This window comes from Bacillus sp. YBsi01 (assembly GCF_038406745.1).
Classification (GTDB): domain Bacteria; phylum Bacillota; class Bacilli; order Bacillales; family Bacillaceae; genus Bacillus; species Bacillus siamensis.
The window spans coordinates 885,010-905,524 of the sequence record NZ_CP151679.1 but is presented as its reverse complement, the minus strand read 5'-3'; the positions used below and the strand labels follow the sequence as shown (position 1 = coordinate 905,524).

The following is a 20,515-nucleotide window of genomic DNA, read 5'->3' as shown; positions in this document are numbered from 1 at the left end:
TGTAAACTCTCCTTTAATCAAACGACACAAGAAAGACAGCTGTCCTGCCCGGTATCTTTCGTTCTTGCATAGTAAATGGTTTTGATGCCTCTATGGTGGGCATACAGATCAATACGGTTCAGATCACGAGTTGTCATCGTATCTTTCAAAAACAGGGTAAAGCTGATTCCCTGATCGATATGCTGCTGGATTGTCGCGATCATATCCACCACTTTGAACATGTCCATATCATAAGCTTCTTTGTAGAAGAACCAGTTATTAGACGCTAACCCCGGCATCGGATAATACGTTTTGGAGTTTCCGTATGTTCTTTCTTCAATCCGTTCCATAATCGGCATAACGGATGCCGTGCTGGATTGGACGTAGGAAATGGAGCCTGTCGGCGCGATGCACAGTCTGTAGCTGTGGTACATGCCGTTTTCAGCGACAAACGCCTTCAGCTCTTTCCAGTCTTCGATTGTCGGAATGTGCATGCCTTCAAAGAGCGCAGCGATTTTTTCGTATGCCGGTGAGAACTCTTTTTCGATATATTTATTGAAATATTCTCCCGTTGCATAAGTGGAGCCTTCATAATGCTCAAACGTTTCGCCTTTTTCTTTTGCAAGCTCAGCTGAACGCTGGATGGAATAAAAGTTCACCATCATAAAGAACGTATTCGCGAAGTCTCTTGCTTCCGGGCTTTCGTAAGCGATGCCGTTTTGGGCAAGGTAGCCGTGCAGGTTCATCGCGCCTAGACCGATCGACTTCATCGCTTTGTTTGCGCGTCTGACTGCCGGCGCGTTGCGGATATCCGTCGTCTCGGATACATGAGTCAGGGAATCCGTCGCGAGTTTCACCGTGCGCTCAATCGATTTATGTTTCATGACATTTAAAATATTTAAAGAACCAAGGTTGCAGGAAATGTCCAGGCCGATTTCGTCTTCCTCGTCATAATCTGTGTAAGCTGAAACCTGTGACGCCTGAAGCACCTCAGAGCAAAGGTTCGAGAATTTCACTTTTGATACGTGGTTATTCGCGTGCTCTTTGTTTACGTTATCCTGGAACATAATGTACGGATAGCCTGACTCAGAACGGAGAACGGCAAGCTTTTCAAGCAATTTGCGCGCATTCACTTTTTCTTTTTTGACGCGCGGGTTGTCGACAAGCTCCTCATACATCGCCGTCATGTCCATTTCGTCCATATGCTGGCCGTATTCTTTATAAATCGTATGCGGATAAAAGACATAAGCGGCTTTATCCTCACGCGCAAGCTCGACAAACTTGTCCGGAATCACGACGCCGATGGAAAGGGTTTTAACGCGGACATCTTCATCAGCCGAGATTTTTTTCGTATCAAGAAAATCATTAATATCCCGGTGGAAGATGTTCAGGTATGCCGCGCCTGAGCCTTGTCTCTGCCCCATTTGGTCAGCGTAGCGGAACGCATTATCAAGAAGCTTCATCACGCCTACGACGCCTTTTGTGGCGTTTTCCACATCTTTGATCGCTTCACCTTTCGCACGGAGCTTAGACAGGTTAAGAGAAACCCCGCCGCCCAGTTTAGAAAGCTGCATGGAGATGTCGATCGCTCTTGAGATGTCGTTTAAGGAATCATTGACTTCCAAGAGGAAACAGCTGACAAGCTCTCCGCGGCGTTTGCGGCCCGCATTTAAGAATGTCGGTGTGCTCGGCTGATATTCCTGATTGATCATCAGATTCACATATTCTTTCGCTTTCTCAGTGTCGCCGTTTGCGAAGAACAGCGCAACAATTGAGATCCGGTCCTCGTAACGCTCGAGGATTCTTTTTTTGTCATTCGTTTTCAAAGCATAGTCATTATAGAATTTAAACGCACTCATGAAGGAAGGAAAACGAAACTTCTTTGCGTAAGCTGTCTTAAACACTTCTTTAATGTCTTCAAAAGAATACAGGCTTAAGAATTCTTCTTCGTAGTATTGGTTTTCAATTAAATAATCCAGCTTCTCTTTCAAATCGTGAAAGTAAACTGTGTTTTGGTTGATATAGTCAACAAAATAGCTATGTACAGCCTCTTTATCTTTATCAAACTGGAATTTTCCATCTTGTTGGATCATAATTTCGTTATTTAACTGAATCCATTTTGGCACTTGGTTTTGTGACAACTTTTTCTACCTCCTGAGTAAACAATTCAACGTCTTTCGCTGTGCCGCTGAGTTCAAATTTGTGCAAGATCGGCACCTGATATTGTCTTGAAATGGTATCGGCGCTTTTTGCAAAGTTATCGCCCCATACTTTGTTGCCGCTCGCAGCGACTCCTAATAAGAGATGGGCGTATTTTTCGAGAAATGATTGTGTTGATGCCGGTACCTGGCCGAAGTTTGTCGTGTAGGTGACCAAAACAAACGGAGTGTCCACGTGGTCCATTTCATCCACCTTGCGGATCAGCTGAAAGTCTGTTTTATTCACAAAACGCTGAACATTCCCTGTCTTTGAATCAAATATGATTTGAACCATCCTTATCACGACCTATCAAAAATAATGAATCTCTTAACACTATATATAGTATACTAACCTCTCAGAAAAACACAACATATTGAGATCGATTTATAAAAAGTTCATATTTTTGAAAGAGCGGACCTTGGTTCTGCCCCGATTAACGCCCAAAAAAGAGAGCAGAACGAGAATCATCTCTCATCCTACTCAAGGTGTCATGTGTAAGCCGATGTCTATCATAACATGAAAAAAAACTGCTTAGTAGTCTAGACTTTTATTCTTATTTTTTGTAAGAATCACATTTTTTTTCGCTTTCAACGGTCTCTTCTATTTCCGCATCAGCACCGATTTCTTTCAGCACAGCTTTCAGAGCGCTTGTGATGGAAGCCTCTCTGAGCAGTTCTTTGCCGTCAACAATGATGCTGGTTCCATATTCATAGCAGGAATCATCTTCACAGGTTTCTTCCCAATGGTTGATTATCACCTTGTGTTTCAATCGTCTCACCCTCTGCATGATCAATGTCAGTACCTAGTGTAGCTTGTGCGGCCCGCTTTGTAAATTCGAAAGCTTGTGAAATTTATTCAAGCTCATCTAACGTCGTTTCTTTTTTCAGTTTGACTTTATTCGTTTTTTCGTCGTAACGATATATTTTTAAATAACCGTCTTCGACGACGCCGAAATGGTTATGCTCCAGCTGCACCGTGCCTTCTGTCTGCGGTTCGGCATCCGCCGAGCCGCCGTCATCATCCGTCACCACCGTTTCATGATTGCTGCATGCTCCAAACAGCAAAAAAACAGCGATCCAGACGAGCGTTATCCTGATTCTTCTCAGTTCATTCTCACTTTCGAACATCGCTTTCCAAGCCCCCTTTTATGTTGCCGATATACAGCCGGCAATATACAGATGCGCATAGAAAAAGACCATTGTTCATGGTCTTTGGCAAAAGTTTATTCAAGCTCAAGCTGAACGTTTTTTTGCGGGGCGAACGTGGAGATGGCATGTTTATAAATAAGCTGCTGCTTCCCCTCCGTTTCGAGTAAGACGGTAAAGTTGTCAAAGCCTTTTACCTGGCCGCGAAGCTGAAAGCCGTTGAGTAAAAATACCGTGACGAACGTATTGTCTTTTCGGATTTGATTCAAAAACTGATCCTGAATATTAATCGGTTTCATGTTTCGTCCTCCTTGGTTCTCAATACAATACTGTTTCGATTAAATTTCCAGTTTTCCTGCTATACACTCGAAAATTTCCTTTTTTTTCTGTTCAAGATCAACAGGCGGCGTCATATCGGTCCATGAAACAGACATTTTATTGCGAAACCAGGTCAGCTGACGTTTCGCATAACGTCTTGAATTTTGTTTTAATTGCTCCACGGCCTGAGAAAGCGGCACTTTTCCATCAAGATATTCATACAGCTCTTTATAGCCGATCGCCTGAATCGATTGGCTGTCCCGGATATTCATATCATACAGCCGCTTGACTTCCTCAAGAAGGCCGGCTTCCATCATCAGGTCAACACGCTCGTTAATCCGGCCGTACAGCACTTCTCTGTCCATTGTAAGACCGATGAGCACCGCATTGTAAAGCAGCTCCCGTTTTTGAGTTTTAAGATGTTCTGACATTGTTTTGCCCGATATGTGCAGAATTTCGAGAGCGCGGATGACTCTTCGCGTATTGTTTTGATGAATGGCTGCCGCCGCTTCCGGATCGGCCGCCGCAAGTTTGGCATGAAGAGCCTCAGCCCCTTCTTCGGCAGCCAGTTTCTCCATGCGCTCCCTGAATAAAGGATCACCGGAGTGTTCCGTAAACGTATAATCATACAGCACAGACTGGATGTACAGACCCGTCCCTCCGACAATCATCGGGAGCTTTCCTCTGGCGGCAATCTCGCTGATTTTTTCTCTCACCATTTTTTGATAATCAGCCGTTGAAAACGTGTCGGACGGCTCCAAAATATCAATCAGATGATGCGGCACGCCTTCTGTCTCTTCTTCGGTGACTTTGGCCGTTCCGATGTCCATCCCTTTATATACCTGCATGGAATCCCCGCTGATGATTTCCGCATTCAGCATTTTTGCGAGTCCGATGCTCAGTTTTGTTTTTCCGACTGCCGTCGGGCCGACAAGTATGACGACAGGCTGTTTTGTATTTTTCAATATGTATCACTCTCTTTTATAAATCTCCCCCTAATTATAGCATTCATTGCTCCATGCACCTATCCATTTTGCCCTTTTTCCTGAGCGCTAAACGTCAATTACCACCCGATCGGCTCGTTGCCGACAACCTCTTTCGTTTTTCCCTTGAGCGTGTGGCGGTGCGTTTTCCGGCCTTCCTCCCGCGGATCGTAAACGACGCCGCCGTACTGGATCTGAATCGGCTCATTGTAGGCGGCAAAGGTGGTCTCTGAAAGCTCATGGTAATGCGTTCCGTCAGCTCTCGGAATGGCAGGACCGGAAATACCGTAATATCTGTGGAAATGGCCGTTTTCAAATGAGGTGATGCCCGTATAGAAATGTGTATGCTGATCTGTATTGCTGCCATTCTCAGGCTGTGAGAAGCCTTCGATCAAATGGTAATGCCCCTGCACAACATCCGTTACAGCCCGGTAAGCGTGTGTGTGCGGAGGTTTTTTTGACCAATCGGACTGATACAGGCCCACAAAAGCTCACTCCTTTATTTTTTTGATAAACGCCCAATCAAAAATTGGTGGGCTGAATACTCTGTTATCATCTAAAATTTATTCTTGGAGGTACCTTAATTATGAATGAAGAATACGCATACGCAGCAGATAGTGATATGAGACAGTTTGGACGGCCTGGATTTGGTTTTGGCCGGCCAGGGTTCGGGTTCGGACGTCCCGGATTCGGATTCGGACGGCCTGGATTCGGATTCGGATTCGGACGGCCGGGTTTTGGTTTTGGCCGGCCTTGGTTTGGCGGGTTCGGACGGCCGTTTGGTTTTTACGGCGGACCGTTTGTCGGAGGGCTTGTCGGGGGACTTGTCGGAAGCGCTTTGTTCAATCCGTATTTGTACGGAGGTTACGGCTACCCTTACTATCCGTACGGAGGTTATCCGTATTACTACTAAGACAATCAAAAAGGGCTCCTTTCAGGGGCCTTTTTATATAGGCCGAATGTCTTGACTTGCCGGGTAAAGTTCGGATATTATTTTATTTTAATGCCTTAAACAAAAGGCATGAAAGATGATGATGAGAGGGGATTGGATATGATTCTGGGTTATATCTTCCTCACAATTGCTATTTTATCAGAGTCAATGGGTGCGGCCATGCTGAAGGTCTCCCGCGGATTTACGCGGTTTGTGCCGAGCGCGCTTGTAGTGGCTGGCTATTCATTGGCCTTTTATATGCTTTCACTGACACTGAATCTTATTCCGCTCAGCTTATCCTATGCCACATGGAGCGGGGCCGGAACGGTGCTTGCGTCCATTATCGGAGCGAAGTGGTTTCAGGAAAAATTGGACAAGCAGGCTGTCTTCGGACTCTTTTTCTTATTGGCCGGTGTCATTTTGATGAATTGGTAGAAAGGAGAGGCATGCTGATGAAAGGATTACTTTGCTTGGCATTAGCCATTGTATCAGAAGTGTTCGGGAGCACGATGCTGAAGCTGTCGGACGGTTTTACGCACCTGTGGCCCGCTCTCGGCGTCATTGCCGGAATCGGAGCCTCTTTTATGTTTTTGAGCTTTTCATTGAAAAGCCTTGATTTATCCACCGCATACGCAACATGGTCAGGTGTCGGCACGGCTTTAACTGCAATCGTCGGCTTTATTGTTTTTAAGGAAGCCATGACGATCAAAATGATGGCCGGTCTTGTGTTGGTCATCACGGGCGTCATCCTGCTCAACCGTTCCAAATCTCAAAAAACGAAAAAAAATCAAACGGCCCGGAGCTGACCGTTTGAATTCGTCATGCGCGGGCGGCTTTTACTTCAACCTCAAGCTCCATCTCCACGTTTCCCTGAACCGCTCGTGAAATCATACACGACGATTCCGCTTTTTGCGCTAACTTCCTGGCCAGTGCAAAATCCGTTTCGTTTGCATCCGGCTTTAATAATATAAACGGGCGGTGAATGATTTTTTGATACGTGAACACACCGTTTGTTACATCTACAATTCCTTCAGATTCCATATGTAACTCTTCTTTATCCAGACCGCTTCTTTCCATCATTGCCGCAAGCGTTATAATATAACAGGTCGCGGCCGCTCCAAGCAGCATCTCATCAGGATTTGTGCCTTCTCCCGGACCGTCCATTTCCTTAGGAATGGACACAGCCGTTTCCAGCCGGCCGCTTTTAATGTCGCCGACGTCATTCCGATTTCCCGGCCAATTTGCTTTTAAATAAAAATGATGTTTTGCCAAGGGACCATCCTCCTTTTTTTCAAGTTTACTCATCTTTCACTGGTTTGTCTTATGATAAGCTCATGAATACTCTTGATTGATCACTCTTTTTATCGTACGGACAAACCGGTAAAATTCGTCTGTTTTTGTGAATTCTCTTTCACGGTAGTCGAAATTATCAAAAAACGCTTCCCGCTGTTCTCTGCTGATCTCAAGCTGTATGCTCAGACCTGTTTGCGCCTGATTATTGATATTTTCTGTGTCAACCCCGGCCAGACCGGTTTTTGAGGTTGCCAATTCTGCAGGAAATCCATTTCGTTTGAAAGCTCTCACCAATTTTTCCGCCCGCTTCCGGTCGCTTCCTCCGACAAGGGTATTTTTCTCGTCGCCTTTATAACCGTGAACTGCGATCACATAATGGTGCTGCTTAATGCTTTCGACTGCTAAAGGCTCATCGAACTTGGTGCTCGTAATATGAAGAGTCTGGTTATCATGCGCTTTTAACCCCTCAAACAGGTAGGTTGAATAATCATCTCTGAAAGAGCGGACGATCTCGCTCACCCCGCCCTCAATCCTCCCTCCGTGCGGCGACATGATCAATACAGGGCTCCCCTCTCGCTTATTGTACGATATATGATAATCATCGGGGTCTTCATGTTCAGCCAGATCTTTAAAATCTGTGTATGTATCTGAAGAATTCGAGGGATCAGGGTCTGACGCATAGTGAGCACATCTTATTAGTAAGACCATTGCTACGATAATGATGACATTAAGTATAATTCTTTTCATCAGCTCTCCTTCTTTGCTCCTTTCTGAAAAATGAGATATTCATTATTTGGATTTTTGTCAATAGGTCTTATCTTAACATTCTATTAACATTATCATCAGTGAAAAACTTCCCGGTTTCGAAAAATCAATTGATGGTCACGGTTCAGGCGCTCAAATGCCGGGCATCAGTGAAAAAAGGTTGAGAGAGGCAAAAAAAAAGGGAGGAACGCCCGAATTTTCAGGGGCGGGAGATTCACAGCCGGAAACATCCGGCATCAAGAATACGCTTTTAAAAATGAATATCCGTCTCCCGAAGCAAATGCGCAGGACAGAATGGAGCCCGTCAAAAAAGTTCTCATCTGCCTTTTTGTACAGCAAAATGCCGTTACAGCCCGCTCATCCCCTTTTTTAATAATAATGGTCCGTTTTGAAATGGAGCCGTCTTTTTTCATATATATAATATCAATCGGAAGCTGCTTTTCCAAGGAATGTCTCAATATTATGTTCATGTATATACCTCCTTCTGTCGGTTTCATTATAAGCGAACAAACGTTCTTTTTCAAATGAAAAAGCCGCAAGTAACCAGCTCTCTGAAAGGACAAACAAACGGACCGAATATACTGCCTGTTCATATGGTATAGAGAGAATCGCCAGAATGGGAGGAAAAATATATATGTTTGGTTACTCAATGGTACAAATGGTTCGGTCAAATGCTCATAAGCTGGACGGGCCGCTCAGAGAAAATGTATTACAGTTATATAAACCTTTCAAATGGACGCCTTGCTTTCTCCATCGTTTTTTCGAAAAAAAGGTGAAAAACAGAAAGAAAATGTCAGTCATCATTGAATTCGAGGAAGGCTGCCATGAATCCGGGTTTCACAGCACAGGCCAGGTCCTGTCAAATGAGAAACGCTGCACGATCAAAAAGCAGTTTCACACAATTAATTGCTGCAGCGCTGAAGTCACCCCGGCCGCCCTTCACATGCTTCTTTCTCAATGCCGGGATATCCGTAAAGTCTATTTAAACCGGGAAGTAAAAGCACTTCTCGATACGGCAGCCGAATCAACCCATGCAAAAGAAGTGACCCGAAACGGAACCGTATTAACAGGAAAAGGCGTAACCGTTGCCGTCATTGATACCGGAATCTATCAGCACCCCGATTTAAAAGGAAGAATTACCGGATTTGCAGACTTTGTGAATCAAAGGACGGAACCGTATGATGACAACGGCCACGGCACCCATTGCGCCGGTGATATCGCGAGCAGCGGCGCATCGTCTTCCGGAAAATATCAGGGACCCGCGCCGGAAGCCAATCTGATCGGTGTCAAAGTTTTAAACAAAACCGGATCGGGAACCTTGGCTGATATCATTGAAGGTGTGGAATGGTGCATACAATATAATAAAAAACACACTGACAATCCGATCCGGATCATCAGCATGTCACTGGGCGGAGAAGCGCTCAGATATGACAAAGAAACGGACGATCCGCTCGTCAAGGCCGTTGAAGAAGCATGGAACGCAGGAATCGTCGTCTGCGTCGCTGCGGGCAATTCCGGTCCGGAAGCTCAAACGATTTCAAGCCCCGGCGTCAGTGAGAAGGTCATCACGGTAGGCGCCTATGATGACAATGATACGGCCGCGAATGAAGACGATACGGCTGCTTCTTTCTCAAGCCGCGGCCCGACGGTGTACGGAAAAGAAAAGCCTGATATTCTCGCGCCCGGAGTCGATATCGTGTCCCTTCGTTCACCTCGTTCATACCTTGACAAATTACAAAAATCAAATCGTGTAGGGTCATTGTATTTCAGTCTGTCGGGCACGTCGATGGCCACTCCGATCTGTGCGGGCATTGCTGCTTTAATCCTCCAGCAGAACCCGCAGCTTACGCCTGACGAAGTGAAAACACTGATCAAGGAAAGTCCGGATAAATGGACAAATGAAGATCCGAACATTTACGGAGCGGGTGCAGTGAACGCCGAAAACGCCGTGCCGAAAGAATAATCTTTATATGATGAGTAAACGGGGTCGTCTGCACCGGAAGATGACCCCGTTTTTAGTAAACAATTATAATGAAGAAACTAGTAACTCTTAAAACCGGCTGTCAGAAAAAAAGATTAAGCGGAGCAGTGTATTTCTAAAAAAATAGGGAATAAGTATGGTGTAGATAAAAGGAGGAATATCAATGGCACTTACAAACACCGAACTGTCAGAATGGCTGCAAAAGCAGATCGGACAAACGCTTGATATCAGAAAAGGAGAGCTGACAGACAGCCGGAACGAGATTTCTGATATGGACCAGATCATGCTTCACCTTGATGATGTTCTCGTCCGCCGGACAAATCATCCCGATGACTATGTAGCTGACGAAGAACTCGTCCTAAAAGGACACGGCACAACCTATACGGAGGAAGGAAATGTCCCGCTCCCTCAAGATGCGTATGAAATCCCTTTGCTCGGCGAGATTACCATCCAAAAAGAGCAAGACGGATTAAAGGTACATACAGATCGGGCCGTTTATACAATCGGGACCCGAAAAGAGCAATAAAACGAAAAAAACGCCGTGAATCAGCGGCGTTTTTTTATTGTTTTTTTTCTTCCGAGTAACCGTGGAACATTGTAAATGCGCAAAGCATAATACCTAAAATAATGATAATCGGGAGCCAGATCACGGCGAATTTGTAATTCGGTTCGGCAAATGCGCCGATAACCGCCCCAAAGCAATACAGCACCAAGGCAAGCGCGCGCAATACCGCATCTCTCGTAAACTGCTTCCGCTTGTCCGCTTTGTAAAACCTTGCGGTGAGATCTTCAAAAAAATTAGCAAGCGTCCCCGTTAATACAGTCGTGGAAATCCCGGCTACACCAAGTTTTCTCGCGGCTGTTGTCTGCATTCCCATTGCGAAGCTGAGCAGCATAATCAGCACATAAACAGAAATGGATTCTGCAAAAAAGCAGGAGAACAGAGCAAACAAAAGCAAAACAGCCCCTTCAATGATCAATGCGGCAGTGACCGCAGGGGGCCAGAATGATTTCTGTTTATTGCCGACAAGCCAAGCCGCGGCAATAACGCCTGCAATAAATCCGATTAACGAGGTTAAAGATTTGAGTACGGCAAGGTGCCATGAGTTGCCGATCGCCATGCCGAACAAAACGATGTTCCCCGTCATGTTGGCGGTAAAGACGTGTCCTAAACTTAAATAACCGATCACATCCACAATTCCCGCAGTTAAACAAAGAAGCAAAAGTGCAATATTTCGGTATGTAGTCACCGGCAATGTGATCCAATCCTTTCTCATGCTGAGTCCAACATATAAGTTTACTCTTCGCCATTTCATATGTCCAGCCGGTACGCCGCCTTTTCATAGCATAAAAAAACTCCGGCGCGCCGGAGAAGATTACTGAACGATAAATAATACTTTCGTGCCGTCGGAATACCTGCTCATTTGATTTCCAACCCATGAGCCGGCCCCGCGATTGTCCGAAGGTGTTACATATCTGATATCAGCTCCAGCTCCGCCTTCTGTACAGACCGCCATCGGCCATTCATCACGGTCAAATCCGGGCTTTGTCGGAATTCCTTTCAATGATTCTTTCCTTCTATCCTCAGCTCCGCCGCGATCAATTGTACAAATGTCAGAGTGCCCTGCCGAAATGGCGTCTTTTATATGATTTCCCGTCTCCGGATATTTTAACAGCGGGAAATAAAGCACCTGATCGTATCTGGACGCGGCTCGGGCAGTATTCTCCGAAGTGCCGGCGCTCATAAAGCTGAACTGAAGAGAGATCACCAAAAGCAGACTTGCCGCCCATTTCATAAACGCAGTCATTCACAGCCTCCTTAAGAAGTTGATATGAAGCGTAAATATGTATATTAGCCGGATTCGGCACACATGATGAATTGGTAAAAAAAGTTTGCTGTTTTGGTGATAACCAACGAAAATGACGGCTTTACGGTTTTTCTATTGAACAAGCTTCTGATTCCTTATATATTAGACATACTTATGCGCCGTTGTAATCAGTGTCTTCAGCGGATAAAAGGAGGAATGCCGATCGGCCGGCAGGCACCGGCAGTTTGTTATGTCTTAAGTCTTTCTTAAAAACATGAAGGCGGGGAAATCACGATGGAAAAAATAATGTTTCATCCACACTCATCCGAGTTTCACGAGAACCCTTTTGCGGTTTTAAGCACATTCAGAGAGCAGGATCCCATACATAAATTCGAACTGCAGCGTTTCGGAGGCACCTTTCCGGCTTGGCTCATCACGCGTTATGATGATTGTATGGCGTTTTTAAAGGACAGCAGAATTACGAGAGATGTAAAACGGGTCATGCCGAAGGAGCTGATCGCAAAGCTGAATGTCAGTGAAGATATAGATTTTGTATCAGAGCATATGCTGGCAAAGGACCCGCCGGATCATTCACGCCTGCGGTCTTTGGTGCATCAGGGGTTCACTCCCCGGATGATTGAGCAGCTTCGCACCGGGATAGAACGGATTACAGAAGAGCTGCTGGATGAAATGGAAACAAAAACAGATCCTGATATCATGAGAGATTTCGCCGCTCCGCTTCCGTTTATCGTCATTTCAGAGCTGCTCGGAATTCCGAAAGAGGACCGCGCCTCATTTCAGGTGTGGACAAACGCGATGGTCGACACGTCAGAAAGCGGACGAGAAGCGACCAATCAGGCGCTCAGAGAGTTTAAACAATATATGAAAACACTGATCGAAGAAAAAAGAATACATCCGGGTGAAGACTTGACGAGCAAGCTGATTTACGCAGAAGAGGACGGCCAAAAGCTTAGTGAATCAGAGCTTTATTCCATGCTGTTTTTGTTAGTTGTTGCCGGACTTGAAACAACGGTTAACCTCCTCGGCTCCGGCACACTGGCGCTTCTTTTGCACAAAGACCAGCTGGAGAATATAAAGCGGCAGCCTGAAACTATCCAGACGGCGGTCGAAGAGCTTTTGCGTTATACCTCTCCCGTCATCATGATGGCGAATCGCTGGGCGATTGAAGATTTCACCTATAAAGATGTTTCCATTAAAAAAGGCGATATGATATTTATCGGCATCGGTTCAGCCAATCGGGACCCGGAATATTTCGATGATCCTGATACATTAAATATAGCGAGAACACCGAACCGCCATATCTCTTTCGGCTTCGGCATTCATTTCTGTCTCGGAGCTCCGCTCGCCCGGATGGAAGCATCCATTGCCTTTACAGCGCTTTTAAAACGGTTTCCGAATATAGAGCTGAAGGGAGCGCCTGAGGATTTATCATGGAGAAAGAATGTGTTTTTAAGAGGGCTTGAAGCACTGCCTGTCAGATTATAATATCCGCCCCCATATTTGGGGGTTTTTAAATATCTTATTAACAGGAAACAACAAATTAATATGAAAATTTAGTACATAGTAAATTTAGTTCTCATTAGTCAAAAAGAGCTGCCGGATTGCTCCGGCAGCTCTTTCTATATTACCGTTTTACCAACTCATTTGTTTCGTCCAGCTTTTTTCTGAAAGAATTAAGGAAATTGGCGCTTATCGTTCCTTTATTTGCGTACAGTTTTTCACAGAATGCCTTAATGGCGTTTTGCGGCTTTGATTCCGACAGCATTGTAACATGATTAGAAGAATGAACATCCAGCAGGTGAAATTGTTTTATCTGCCGTTCCCATTCTTCCCAATACGCCTCATGGTCTAACAGATTTTGTTCTTCCTCTGCTGTCAGATAACGTTCAAGATCTCCGAGGAACAAGCCGCTTTTATTACGGAAATAGTAGCACTGCAGCGTTTCCGGATGCGGCAGCGGCTTCATATCATACTCTTCCATTCCGTAAGCAAGCTGCGTCTTCATCATTTGCTCCAGCTGCATCCGGATCGCATCTTCCGGTTTTGGCAGTCCGCGCTCTTTGGCAAGGCTGATCAATTCATTCAATACAGCCTCTTCCCCAGCCTGCACGTTAATGTCTTCCCTGCTGATTAATGCGTCTTCAGGATTTTCAGGCTTGAGATATGCCGTAAGCATCGTATTGATCGTTTGCAGCATGACTGACTTGACAGATGGTTTTCTTTCTTTCCATTTTTCACTATACGGGGTATCAATCATGACGGCGCTTTTCACCGTATGACCTTCCTCCTGCAAAAGGCGCGCCGTTTCATATGCGAGCATTCCGCCCAAGGAATATCCGCCGAGGTCATAAGGGCCTTTCGGCTGTACCGCTTGAATGATTCTCGCATAAGAAGCGGCCATCTCTCCGATTCCTTGCAGCGGATCTTTCCCTGTCAAACCTCTTGCCTGAATGCCGTAAAAAGGACGCTGGCTTTTTTTGGCGAATGGCTGATACGCTTCGACGCCTCCCGTTCCTCCATGAAACCAGAAAACAGGACGTCCTGTTTCTCTTTCATTGAGCTTGACGAGTTCGGGAAATTTCCCTTCCCCATCCTGCGATTGGTTCGTTTTTAACAGCAAGCTGAGCTCCTGAAGAGTGCCGCAGTTCTGAAGAGCTTCCAGACTTACTCGGCAGTCTGTGTCTTCAAGTTTTTTCAGAAGCTGAATACAGGACATTGAATCGAAGCCGTATTCAGTCAGCGGCTTATTTGGGTCCATTTCCGCTGCGTCCATTCCTAAAATGTCAGCCACTATTTCAGCCGCGCCCCCGCGGCGGAACTGTTGATTCTCTAGAATCGGTTCAAGGCTGATGTCTTCTGTCTGACTGCCGTTCCAATACTTCTGTTTTTCAAAAGGATATGTCGGAAGCGGCACTCTTTGAACAGATTTGCCTTGATGAAGTCTGTCCCACGGTATATCCGCACCTTTCACCCAGAAAAATGCCAGCTTTTCCAGATTATTTTCAGCCAAAAGCGTCTCCGTGACGACTGTACCGAGGGTCCCTTCCAGTAAAATGCCGATGTCTCCTGCTCCAGTCTGCTGACTGCCGGTAAAGAAGCTTTTCACTCCATTGCTTTCTCCTGAAAACTCTCTGTAATCTTTCAGCTTTTCCAGCAGTTCATCTTGATTGCGGGCAACAAATGCCAGGCGGCAATGCATCGCCTCGCGGCCGGTCTGGAGCGTATAAGCAATATCCCGCAGTGACGGAGTATGTTCAGCTTGTATGAAATCGGCCAGCTGACCTGCGGCCGCCTTAAGTCGGCCTTCGCTCTTAGCAGAAAGCACGATAAGCTGCGGTTCATGCACAGATTCTTTGTCTTTAGGGCTCGGACTGTACTGTTCCAAAACGACATGCGCATTCATGCCGCCGAATCCATAGCTGTTAATTGCGGCCCTGCGCGGAATCGGACTGCCTGTACGGTCGGTAAGCTGTGTCCATTCTTGATTGTCTTCAGTGAATCGGAAGCGGCTTTGCTGATTGGTCATTTGCTCATTTGCGGCTGTGAAACCGGGAATCCCCGGGATGGTATGATGTTTCATGGCCATCGCCACTTTTATAAGGGCGGCCAGTCCGGAAGCGAGTTCGCCATGACCGATGCAAGGTTTCACGGTGCTGATGTAACAAGGCGCGCTTTCCTCCTCATTCGTAAAATCGCCGTAACCCGCTTGGATTGCATTGAACTCAAGCGCATCTGCCATTTCGGAGGCGATGCCGTGTGCTTCAATGTATGTGACGGTTTGCGGGTCAACATCGGTGTTTTCGTACGCTTTTTTCATCGCAGCCTTCATCCCCGCCGGATTCGGCGCGTGAAGCGACATGCCTTTACCGCCATGCGACACCCCGGTTCCTTTTATGACCATGTGAATATGATCGCCGTCTTCAATTGCCGCCTCAAGCGGTTTGATAATGATGACGCCCGCGCCTTCACTTCTGACAAAGCCATCGGCATCTTTTTGGAAGGATTTCGCCCGGCCGTTTTTGCTTAAATATCCCATTGAATCAAAACCGATAAAGCCCTTCGGCGATTGCAGAATATTGGCGGCGCCCACGACAGCCTGCTCACATTCGTTATGACGGATTGATTGAACCGCCCTGTGCAAAGCCACTAGTGTTGACGTGCAGGCCGCCTCGTAATATTCACTCGGTCCTTGTAAATTCAAGGCATATGATATCCTGTTCGGAATAATGGACGGAATGGCTGTTCCATTGTTCGGGTCGCTATTGCCCGCGGCAACGAAAACGCCCGTCGGTCTGCTTGATAACGTCTTACTCGTCAGGCCCGCATCCTCCATTGCCTTCCATGTATGCATCAAAAGCAGAAATTGCTCCGGCCCCATTTGTGAAGCCTCTTTAGGAGAAATTCCGAAAAAGAGCGGGTCAAATTCTCCGACGCCGTCAATAAAACCGCCCCATTTGAGACCTGTGTCATCCTCATCATCGGCGTAACGGCGCCAGTCCCAGCGGTTCGCCGGAATTTCTGAAATACAGTGATCTCCGTTTACAATGTGCTCCCAAAAAGACTGGATATCCGGAGATTGCGGAAACTGGCCTGACATACCGATAATGGCGATTCCTTGTTTGATATTACCGTTATCACAAGGCCGATGCTGTTCCTTCGGCAAAGTGCGCTCTTCTGTTTCCGTGACCTTAGCCTCTTCTGTATGTTTGTGATCGGCAAGCAATTGAGAAAACTTGCTCTCATACGCTGACGCGAAGTGGCGGGTCAGCTCTTCTGCCGTCGGGTACTCGAAAAACAATGTCGGATTCACATCGATTTCTGCCTCTTGGCCGATCTCTTTTGTCAGTCCGATCAGGCTCGCTGAATCAAGCCCCAATTCCATAATATTTACATCAGAACGCAGGGATGGCACAGGTTCACTCATCATCTTGGCAAGCTTGCCAAGGACATAGCTGCGGATATGATCTGTCAGACTGCCGGCAGAAACCAGATCCCCCGGGCTTTTAAGAGCCGTTCGGGCCGGCTGATTGATCTGTTTGGCTTCCGGACGGAACCGTTTCAGGGCATAGCCTTCATAACACATCACCACTTCAGATCGGCTGCTGATGACATTTGCGTTAAACAGGATCATTTCCCCTGTTTGTTTGGCCAGCTTGATGTGCAGCCAGCAATCATCGAGATCTGCCGGGCTGCTGAAGGTGACGGCATTAATGCCGAACGGCAGATAGCTTTCCGCATCGGCTTGGTCTAATAAAGACAGCGCGGCCAAGTAAGCACTGTTGGCGATTAACGGGTTTATGGCGTAATGATGCGCTTGTTGTGAGCCGATATTATTCACGTTCAGCTTTGCTAACACCGCATCAGTGCCTTTGTACAGGCGTGTGATCGTTTTAAATTCTTCTCCCCACACGACGGTTCCCGTGCCGTCGCCGTATAACTTATCTATCCCCGCTTCCCGGTAAGAACGCTGAATGGCCGCCAGATCTACGTGCTGCTTCTGAAACGGATACGGACTGCACTCGGCATACGCCGCTATGCTCCAATCAGGAGACGTGCGGCTGCGGTACATCATGCTCAGTTCAAATGCATCCCCGTTTTGCTTCGATTCAGTTTTCAGCTCGATGCGATCGCCTTTTTTTACGGCAATGGGATTGACGTAATTCAGTTTTTTAATTTGTCCTCCTTCCGCTTCAGGAAAGAGATGATAAAACTGCTCGGCTGCCAGGCTTTTGTATGTTGCGCCGACGAGGACAGGTTCTCCGCTAAATTGATGCCCCTGCACATATGGATCATCATCACTGTATATCACCTGAACGCCGGCAGCGTTTTCTGATTCACCGAACTGAAAAGAAGTCCGGCGGTCAAAAGCATAAGCAGGCAGATGAACGGCGTGCTCTTGCTGCAACTGATCAAATGCGATATTCTCTCCTTTTTCCCATTGCCGCGCCCGATGGCCGACGGCAGAATCGGAGCGGCTCCGCCCCGGCTGATCCGCGCGGTAAGGGGCCAGCTCGTTCAGCAGTTCCTGTACGGAAGAAGCCGTAAATGCCGCCCGATACTCCGAATGATGCGTTCTTTTTTGCAGAGCGGATGCAATGGCGGCCGGATGAAGAGATGGCGTTTTTTCTAAAAAAGCCGCCAGCCTGTCAAGATAGGCTTCAAAACTCCATTTCGTTTTCGCTGACACGGGGAAAATATATTCCTCATTGCCGTGACGGTCATGATCGGAATTCGGACTGATATATTCTTCTACGATCAGGTTTGCATATGCCCCGCCTGCCCCGAAGGAATTGATCATGCTTCTCCGCGGGATGATGTCTCCCGTCTCTGTATCCTTCAGACGCTCCCAATACTCGGTTTTCTCCTGCAGATAAAAGGCCGTTTCTTCAAGCGAGATATTCGGATTTTGCGGTTTTGCGTTAATCGTCGGAACTAACGTTTCCCGCTCCATTTGCAGCAGCACTTTCGTGAGCTGGGACATACCGGAAGCCGCCTCTAAATGGCCGAGATTTGACTTGACGGATCCAAGCGCGCAAAAACGTTTTTTACCGGTATATTGCGAGAACGCGTTTGTCAGGGCAATGACCTCAATCGGATCTCCCAATACAGAGCCGTTTGCCGCTGATTCAACATAACTGATTGTTTCCGGATTGATTCCGGCTTTGCTGATGGAAGCCGCCATGAGCTTCGCCTGCTGTTTCGGATCCGGAGCCGTGTACATCTGCCTTCCGCCGCTATGGCACAATGCGCTGCTTTTAATGACGCCGTAAATATGATCGCTGTCGGCAACCGCTTTGGAGAGCGGCTTCAATAGCACTGCCCCGACCCCTTCTCCCGGCATCAGGCCTGTGCCGGTTCCGAAGCTTTTACTTTCACTTCCCTGTTCAAGCAAATTCGCCCGTTCAAGCGCATCGTATTTAGACGGTTCAAGCGTGAGATTGACCCCTCCGGCAATCGCCATGGAACAGCTGTTAAGCTTCAGGCTCTCACAGGCGAGATGGATGGCGCTCAGTGAGCTGGAGCATGCGGTCGTAACGCCCATGCTCGGACCCGTTAAATTAAAAAAGTGAGAAATGCGGTTGGCGATATGCCAATCCCCTCCGTTAGAGCTGAGCGCTGCTTTTTCCAATGACGGGATATTCCAGAAATATTGATTGTACATACTGCCCATAAATACACCGATGCCGCTGTCTGATTCCTGCCATTTGTTTAATCTTTCTAACGAGTAGCCGCCGTTTTCAAATGTTTCCCATACGGTTTCAAGGCTTAACCGGAGCTCAGGCGTCATCTCCATCACATGGTCTTCCTTAACGTCAAACAAGTGATGGTCAAAAGCGTCAATATGCTGCAGAAATCCGCCGTACCTTGTTTTGCGATCTTCTTTTCGTGTTTCTTTTGCCATTGTTTTCAGAAGACCGGATTTCCATCTGTTTTCCGGGGCTTCTGAAATACAGCTATCTCCGGCTTTTAAATGCTCCCACAGCTCATCGAGGGTTTCAGACTCCGGGTAGCGGCCGCTGATGCCGATAATGGCAATGTCGTCACGTTCAGATCGATCAGCGGCGGCGGTTTCTTTTTCTGGCTTTGGCGCGTCCGGCTCTTTTGGTTCAGTGATAAATCGCCGCGTTTCCGTGACGAGCGGCACCGGTTCAGCCATTACAGGTTCCGGATGCTCCGTTTCAGGAGGCGCTTCTTCAGCTCCAAATGCCTGTTGAAGCTTATCCGGGTAAGTTTCCAGCAAATACTCGGCAAGTTCTTTCGTATTGGTGTGTTCAAATAAGACCGTTTTCGGCAGCTCGCCCGTCAATGTTTCCAGTTCATGGATGAAATTCACCTGCAAAATGGAGTCAATGCCGTATTTTTCAAAGCTCGTTTCCGGCTGAATGCGCTCGGGAGCAAGCTTTATCGAATTGGCTAACGTTTCTTTTATGAATTGCACGGTCCGGTCTGTCACTGAGAAAGCCGGTTCTGTGAAATCAGCCGGCTCTTTGGAAGCTGCAGTTTCTTCAGCCGCCTGCGCATCCTGCTGTTTTTGCCTGATGACGCCGTCGCTTTCTGCCGCCACGATCTGCTGGCCGAGCTGATGTGACGGTTCCGCCATAAATGTAACGTACCGATATCCCTCGCTTTCCAGCACGGACTGCCACGCTTCAGGATACAGCCCCGGGCACCCGGGAATACGCAGTTCGGCGTCTTCATACAGCCACCAGCCTTCTAAAAGACCGAATGTCAGGTGAGAATAAACCGAATGGCTGCTGATCTCATTTAATAGCAAAATCCCATTCTTTTTCAGCACCGCTTTGGCATTGCGAAGCGTCTGCCGAATATTTTTTGTCGCGTGAAGCACATTTGCCGCAATCACCGCGTCATATGCACCTACCTCTACACCCTGCAAAGCCGGGGGCTCCTCCACATTAAAGCGCTTATAAGTCAAATACGGATTGTCGGGGCCGTATTCTTTTTCAGCATGCATGAAAAAGGCCTTTGACAGATCGGTATAACAATATTCTTTTACATGATGTTTGTACTCTTTTAATCTTTTGAAAACAGTCGCGCTTGTCCCGCCCGTCCCAGCTCCGATCTCTAGTATCCGGATTTCTGCGTTCGGGTCTTCTTTCAGGCGTTCATCAATGAAAGCCGTCAATGTGTCAGCGAGCACTTCATTAAAGTAGTCTGCCGTTTCATTGTTTTTATAAATTCCTTCTACCAATTCCATTGAGGAATCAGGAAACAGAACATCAGTGGCAGAAACTCTGCCGGATAAAATATCCGGCAAAGCTCTGAGGGCTGTCTCCACTAAAGTGATCATCGCCTGTTTGCTGCTGTCCTTGAGTAAAGGAGCTTTCTTTTCATCCCATTCTTTCCACAGCACGTCTGCACGCTCTATCGGACCTGTTAACACATACGTACTGCCTGACTGTTTCAAAAAGCCTTTTTGCACCAAGATGGAGATGCTTTCTTCCAGCCACCTGCCGTAAAACCCCTGCAATACAGGCTGTGTCTCATTTTCTGTAAAGAATCCGACAGATTTCAGCTGGCCTGCCAATAGTTTGTAAAGAAGATCTTCAGTGTTTTGCAAAGCCGTCCCCTCC

19 protein-coding genes are annotated in these 20,515 nt (G+C 47.0%); 6 read left to right on the top strand and 13 right to left on the bottom strand.

Annotated features, from left to right (window positions below):
* Positions 1–17: 17 nt before the first annotated feature.
* The 7 genes from nrdE to AADZ70_RS04615 all read right to left on the bottom strand — a co-directional run bounded on the left by nrdE (position 18) and on the right by AADZ70_RS04615 (position 5,109).
* Positions 18–2,120, bottom strand: a complete 2,103-nt coding sequence (gene nrdE / locus AADZ70_RS04645) for a class 1b ribonucleoside-diphosphate reductase subunit alpha (protein ID WP_007611605.1) — start codon at positions 2,118–2,120, stop codon at positions 18–20.
* Entirely contained in the window at positions 2,080–2,472 is a 393-nt protein-coding gene (nrdI, locus tag AADZ70_RS04640; RefSeq protein WP_016936022.1) for a class Ib ribonucleoside-diphosphate reductase assembly flavoprotein NrdI, read from the bottom strand. Before nrdI ends, nrdE begins: the two co-directional genes overlap by 41 nt.
* A gap of 259 nt (positions 2,473–2,731) precedes the next feature.
* Positions 2,732–2,947 (bottom strand): hypothetical protein, encoded by a 216-nt coding sequence (locus AADZ70_RS04635; RefSeq protein ID WP_016936023.1) that lies wholly within the window; start codon positions 2,945–2,947, stop codon positions 2,732–2,734.
* A gap of 82 nt (positions 2,948–3,029) precedes the next feature.
* The gene (locus tag AADZ70_RS04630; protein WP_045926683.1) at positions 3,030–3,305 is read right to left on the bottom strand and encodes a YmzC family protein; all 276 of its coding nucleotides are present in this window, start codon (positions 3,303–3,305) and stop codon (positions 3,030–3,032) included.
* Between the two features lie 95 nt (positions 3,306–3,400).
* Positions 3,401–3,622 carry an RNA chaperone Hfq gene (gene hfq / locus AADZ70_RS04625; RefSeq protein WP_003154064.1) on the bottom strand — a complete coding sequence of 74 codons (222 nt, stop codon included), beginning with the start codon at positions 3,620–3,622 and terminating at the stop codon, positions 3,401–3,403.
* Positions 3,623–3,661: 39 nt separating this feature from the next.
* Positions 3,662–4,606, bottom strand: a complete 945-nt coding sequence (gene miaA / locus AADZ70_RS04620) for a tRNA (adenosine(37)-N6)-dimethylallyltransferase MiaA (protein WP_016936025.1) — start codon at positions 4,604–4,606, stop codon at positions 3,662–3,664.
* A gap of 98 nt (positions 4,607–4,704) precedes the next feature.
* Positions 4,705–5,109, bottom strand: coding sequence for a YmaF family protein (locus AADZ70_RS04615; RefSeq protein WP_016936026.1), 405 nt, complete (start codon positions 5,107–5,109; stop codon positions 4,705–4,707).
* Between the two features lie 101 nt (positions 5,110–5,210).
* On the opposite strand from AADZ70_RS04615, the gene AADZ70_RS04610 reads away from it, so the two are divergent.
* The 3 genes from AADZ70_RS04610 (at position 5,211) to AADZ70_RS04600 (ending at position 6,361) form a co-directional block, all read left to right on the top strand.
* On the top strand, positions 5,211–5,537 hold the full coding sequence (locus tag AADZ70_RS04610) for a hypothetical protein (RefSeq protein ID WP_049628517.1): 327 nt from the start codon (positions 5,211–5,213) through the stop codon (positions 5,535–5,537).
* A 138-nt stretch (positions 5,538–5,675) separates the two neighbouring features.
* Complete coding sequence (locus AADZ70_RS04605) at positions 5,676–5,990, top strand: multidrug efflux SMR transporter (RefSeq protein WP_064778945.1); 315 nt, start codon at positions 5,676–5,678, stop codon at positions 5,988–5,990.
* A 17-nt stretch (positions 5,991–6,007) separates the two neighbouring features.
* Positions 6,008–6,361, top strand: a complete 354-nt coding sequence (locus tag AADZ70_RS04600) for a multidrug efflux SMR transporter (protein ID WP_223152198.1) — start codon at positions 6,008–6,010, stop codon at positions 6,359–6,361.
* 13 nt (positions 6,362–6,374) lie between these two features.
* Here AADZ70_RS04600 and AADZ70_RS04595 read toward each other — a convergent pair whose 3' ends face one another.
* The 3 genes from AADZ70_RS04595 to AADZ70_RS04585 all read right to left on the bottom strand — a co-directional run bounded on the left by AADZ70_RS04595 (position 6,375) and on the right by AADZ70_RS04585 (position 8,083).
* Positions 6,375–6,827, bottom strand: coding sequence for an OsmC family protein (locus tag AADZ70_RS04595; RefSeq protein ID WP_045926687.1), 453 nt, complete (start codon positions 6,825–6,827; stop codon positions 6,375–6,377).
* 60 nt (positions 6,828–6,887) lie between these two features.
* Positions 6,888–7,595, bottom strand: a complete 708-nt coding sequence (locus AADZ70_RS04590; RefSeq protein ID WP_045926688.1) for a poly-gamma-glutamate hydrolase family protein — start codon at positions 7,593–7,595, stop codon at positions 6,888–6,890.
* Between the two features lie 254 nt (positions 7,596–7,849).
* Positions 7,850–8,083: a hypothetical protein gene (locus AADZ70_RS04585; protein WP_016936033.1), complete on the bottom strand. Its 234-nt coding sequence runs from the start codon at positions 8,081–8,083 to the stop codon at positions 7,850–7,852.
* Positions 8,084–8,247: 164 nt separating this feature from the next.
* Between AADZ70_RS04585 and AADZ70_RS04580 the strand changes: the two genes are divergently transcribed.
* Entirely contained in the window at positions 8,248–9,576 is a 1,329-nt protein-coding gene (locus tag AADZ70_RS04580) for a S8 family peptidase (protein WP_342007787.1), read from the top strand.
* 181 nt (positions 9,577–9,757) lie between these two features.
* On the top strand, positions 9,758–10,120 hold the full coding sequence (locus AADZ70_RS04575) for a hypothetical protein (protein WP_016936035.1): 363 nt from the start codon (positions 9,758–9,760) through the stop codon (positions 10,118–10,120).
* Between the two features lie 34 nt (positions 10,121–10,154).
* Here AADZ70_RS04575 and AADZ70_RS04570 read toward each other — a convergent pair whose 3' ends face one another.
* Complete coding sequence (locus AADZ70_RS04570; RefSeq protein ID WP_095240688.1) at positions 10,155–10,910, bottom strand: YoaK family protein; 756 nt, start codon at positions 10,908–10,910, stop codon at positions 10,155–10,157.
* A 60-nt stretch (positions 10,911–10,970) separates the two neighbouring features.
* Positions 10,971–11,339 carry a NucA/NucB deoxyribonuclease domain-containing protein gene (locus AADZ70_RS04565; protein WP_223152250.1) on the bottom strand — a complete coding sequence of 123 codons (369 nt, stop codon included), beginning with the start codon at positions 11,337–11,339 and terminating at the stop codon, positions 10,971–10,973.
* A 357-nt stretch (positions 11,340–11,696) separates the two neighbouring features.
* Between AADZ70_RS04565 and AADZ70_RS04560 the strand changes: the two genes are divergently transcribed.
* The gene (locus AADZ70_RS04560; protein WP_064779007.1) at positions 11,697–12,908 is read left to right on the top strand and encodes a cytochrome P450; all 1,212 of its coding nucleotides are present in this window, start codon (positions 11,697–11,699) and stop codon (positions 12,906–12,908) included.
* Positions 12,909–13,047: 139 nt separating this feature from the next.
* Here the strand turns inward: AADZ70_RS04560 and AADZ70_RS04555 are convergent, their stop codons facing one another.
* Positions 13,048–20,502 carry a beta-ketoacyl synthase N-terminal-like domain-containing protein gene (locus AADZ70_RS04555; protein WP_342007786.1) on the bottom strand — a complete coding sequence of 2,485 codons (7,455 nt, stop codon included), beginning with the start codon at positions 20,500–20,502 and terminating at the stop codon, positions 13,048–13,050.
* Positions 20,503–20,515: the final 13 nt, after the last annotated feature.